Source organism: Segatella copri (genome assembly GCF_003465495.1).
Lineage (GTDB): Bacteria > Bacteroidota > Bacteroidia > Bacteroidales > Bacteroidaceae > Prevotella > Prevotella copri_G.
This window is the reverse complement of record NZ_QSAV01000088.1, coordinates 1-3,035: the sequence shown is the minus strand read 5'-3', so window position 1 is coordinate 3,035 and position 3,035 is coordinate 1. Positions and strand designations below refer to the sequence as shown.

Below are 3,035 nucleotides of genomic sequence, written 5' to 3'. Positions count from 1 at the left end.
AACCCGTTGGCGGAATTAATTTAGCGCATACTTAACCCTGCCAATCGGTCTGTTGTTTACATAATTAATATATTGCAAGACTGTAAATGCGCTAATTTTCCCGATGATTCGGGTAAACAGTCCTGGGGTTTGCTTAGCATAGTTTCGGAAGAGCATGAAGTGATCACAAAGTTGAGAGAAATTTGTCTCGATTCTCTTCCTTGCCTTAGCATAAGGCTTAAATGTTGGTCGCCAATTCTTCATGTTCAAGCGATATGGAACTTCCAACTTGATGCCTACAGAAGAAAACAAGTCTTGCTGTAGTTCCGCACTGAGGTAAGCACGATCGCCAAGGATGCAACAGTCATAGAATTGAAACTTTACATCTTTAAGAAAATGAATGTCATGAACATTAGCTGGACTCAGGTCATACGAGTGGATAACTCCACTTAACCCACAGACAGCGTGGAGCTTATACCCAAAGTAGTATATCTTCTGAGTAGCGCAATAGCCAAATGCAGGAGAGTTTGTTACGTCTGTTCCTTTCATCTTGCAACGCAAGCCTCTGGACAAGCGACACACCTCTATTGGTTTGGAATCTATGCAGAAATATTCTTCTGCGCCATCCATCTTTGACGCTATGCGCTTACGAATCTTCTCACATAGTTCTGCAGTGAACTTTCGCCTGTCATTGAACTGGCGTCGAGAAATCAGATTTGGCATATCTGCCTTATACTCCTTCAGCCTATCGAACAAGTTGTTTTCACTGTCGATGCTAAGATGCTCGGCTGTCAAGCTCAAAGCAACAACTTCGAGGTCTGAAAAACGTGGTACGACTCCAGGGCGAGGAATATTTCCTAGCTCATTAACTAAATTTTTGGAGAATTCCTTGCATATCTCAAGAATTTTTACGAAATTTGCATACAAGTTGTGCATAGCGTGAAATATATAACTTTATAATTGGACACTACAAAGTTACTAAAAATCAACGAGATGCACAACTTTTTTCTCCATAAAAATATACTAATTTTCAGGCGGTTTTTTAATTCCGCCAACAGGTGTACTTTATGTAATAACAATAAAGCGATATAAAAAGATGAAACAAACCGATAAAAATATAAAAGAGATACGAATATACCATAGCCTTTGGAAGAATATTCTTCTGACTGTTGGTTGTTTCGCTTTTGCTGCAGGTGGATATTTCATACTCCATGATGCTAATACCTCATGGCCAACAAAAGTATTTGGCGGTATAGGAAGCATGGTGTTTTTTGGTTGTGGCGGAATGCTTATGTTTATGATGACTTTGTATAACATAACTACTCATATACCATTTTTGATAATCCATGACGATAGGCTTGACATTTACGAACAGCGCAAGAGAACATATCGAACAATCTATTTTAAAGATGTGGAGCAATTTCGCCTAATTAGTATATATTCTAACAACTACATAGCCATTGATTATTGTACAAAAACTTTGATGCGTAAGATGGAAAATGCTTCATGTCTAACCCAACGTATGATGGAATTTAATGTGTCTGTATCAGGAGCAATAGAAAGTATCCTCGTGCAAAATCTGACAATGAGGGGTAAGGAAATATGCAATACTTTGAACTATCGAATGAAAATATGGAGGTCGAACTGCAATTAATAATTGTGCTGTTGAGTTTTTATAGCACAAGACAAATACTTTATTGAAAAGCGGATTAGGAGAGATTCCGCTTCAATAAACAATATAGTCCTTGGATACTTTTACATTTTACTAATATCATCATCAAGTTGTTTCCTCCAGATTAAAGTTCCGATACCTGAAAAGATGAACGTGAAAATTAAAGCTGCTTGGGCATAACCGACAGGCAAATAATCTCCTTCAAAAAAAAGATAATCAGTTTTAGAAGAATAGTATAATTTAGGAAAATACCCTGACTTTATCTTGTCCAAAATTCGATCTCCCGTATGTAATGCATATTGTTTTGATTTATATGTTATTAAAATTGTATTTGAACGTTTATAATTAAGTTTTTCTTCATATCCATTATACTGATAATCTACAATAGACTTCTGAGTTCTTTCGATCTGGTTACCATGTAAATATAACAAATATAAAGCAAGAGATAAAACTAACCCTGCACAAAAAAGTGTTTTAAATAATGTTTTAATTTTCATATTGTTTCCAATTCAAATTTAAAGTGCTTATCATATCAATGTTTGCAAAAATAAACATTTCACTTTTTGTTTTTACCATTATCTTAATGAGCATTACATGGCAAAATGTTCTTCACCACATCCATTCCGAGGCAGCCTTGTTGTGCATAATCATTTTTTTTGTATGTCTATTATAAAAATCTGCGTAAAAATATAATTAAGAATATCACAAAAAGCATAAAGCCACATCCCCATGCCCGATTTGACATTTCATTCTCAAAATTAGATAATTCTGATGTTTTTTTCGATTTACTACCTTCATAAAGGGTTCGGTAAGAAATCTTGCGATGCCTTACAAAGCGTAGCCATAGATAGCGTAAGCCTGTACCGATACGAAGAATAATAATATTCCCCAAATAATATCTGAAAAGTTCTTCCATACTCAATAGAGAGCTCTGATTTTTTCTTATTCCCTGTTGATTCTTTCCTCCAATTCGTCTGGTGTAAGTATCTCCATCTTGGAGAAACCAAACCACTTTTTGCCTAAGTCCTTAATGGATGCACCTATGTGATATACACAGTTCGCTGCTCTCCCTTTTTTCTATTTTATCTGTCATATTTATATTCATTTTTCCAAAATCACAAATTGTGACTTTGAACATTACCATATTTAACTGCATTCAAAGGTAGTGCTTTTAGCCTTTAAGCCACTATTGCACAACCCCTTTTTTGAAAAGAACGTAAAATTAATAGTTTTATTGCTATGATTGTGTATTTTTAATCGCTTAACTCGTTGCACCATACTCACGCCCCTTCCACTTAACTTTTGCCACATCCCGAATGGAATACCCCTTGCGGAGTAAACTAATTAGTGCCTAAAGGGTGTTCAGTATTCAGTATTCAGTTTT

2 protein-coding genes and 1 pseudogene are annotated in these 3,035 nt (G+C 35.5%); 1 reads left to right on the top strand and 2 read right to left on the bottom strand.

Annotated elements, in window-relative coordinates; all coding sequences use genetic code 11:
• Positions 1-15: 15 nt before the first annotated feature.
• Positions 16-947: pseudogene (locus DWV53_RS14995) on the bottom strand (IS982 family transposase).
• Between the two features lie 128 nt (positions 948-1,075).
• On the opposite strand from DWV53_RS14995, the gene DWV53_RS14990 reads away from it, so the two are divergent.
• Positions 1,076-1,633: an STM3941 family protein gene (locus DWV53_RS14990; RefSeq protein ID WP_234699059.1), complete on the top strand. Its 558-nt coding sequence runs from the start codon at positions 1,076-1,078 to the stop codon at positions 1,631-1,633.
• Between the two features lie 101 nt (positions 1,634-1,734).
• Here the strand turns inward: DWV53_RS14990 and DWV53_RS14985 are convergent, their stop codons facing one another.
• Positions 1,735-2,148, bottom strand: coding sequence for a hypothetical protein (locus DWV53_RS14985; protein WP_117695804.1), 414 nt, complete (start codon positions 2,146-2,148; stop codon positions 1,735-1,737).
• Positions 2,149-3,035 lie beyond the last annotated feature (887 nt).

Bases quoted from the DNA above. Each gene is read 5' to 3' on its own strand.
- DWV53_RS14990 (WP_234699059.1), top strand. From the start codon at position 1,076: ATGAAACAAACCGATAAAAATATAAAAGAGATACGAATATACCATAGC.
- DWV53_RS14985 (WP_117695804.1), bottom strand. From the start codon at position 2,148: ATGAAAATTAAAACATTATTTAAAACACTTTTTTGTGCAGGGTTAGTT.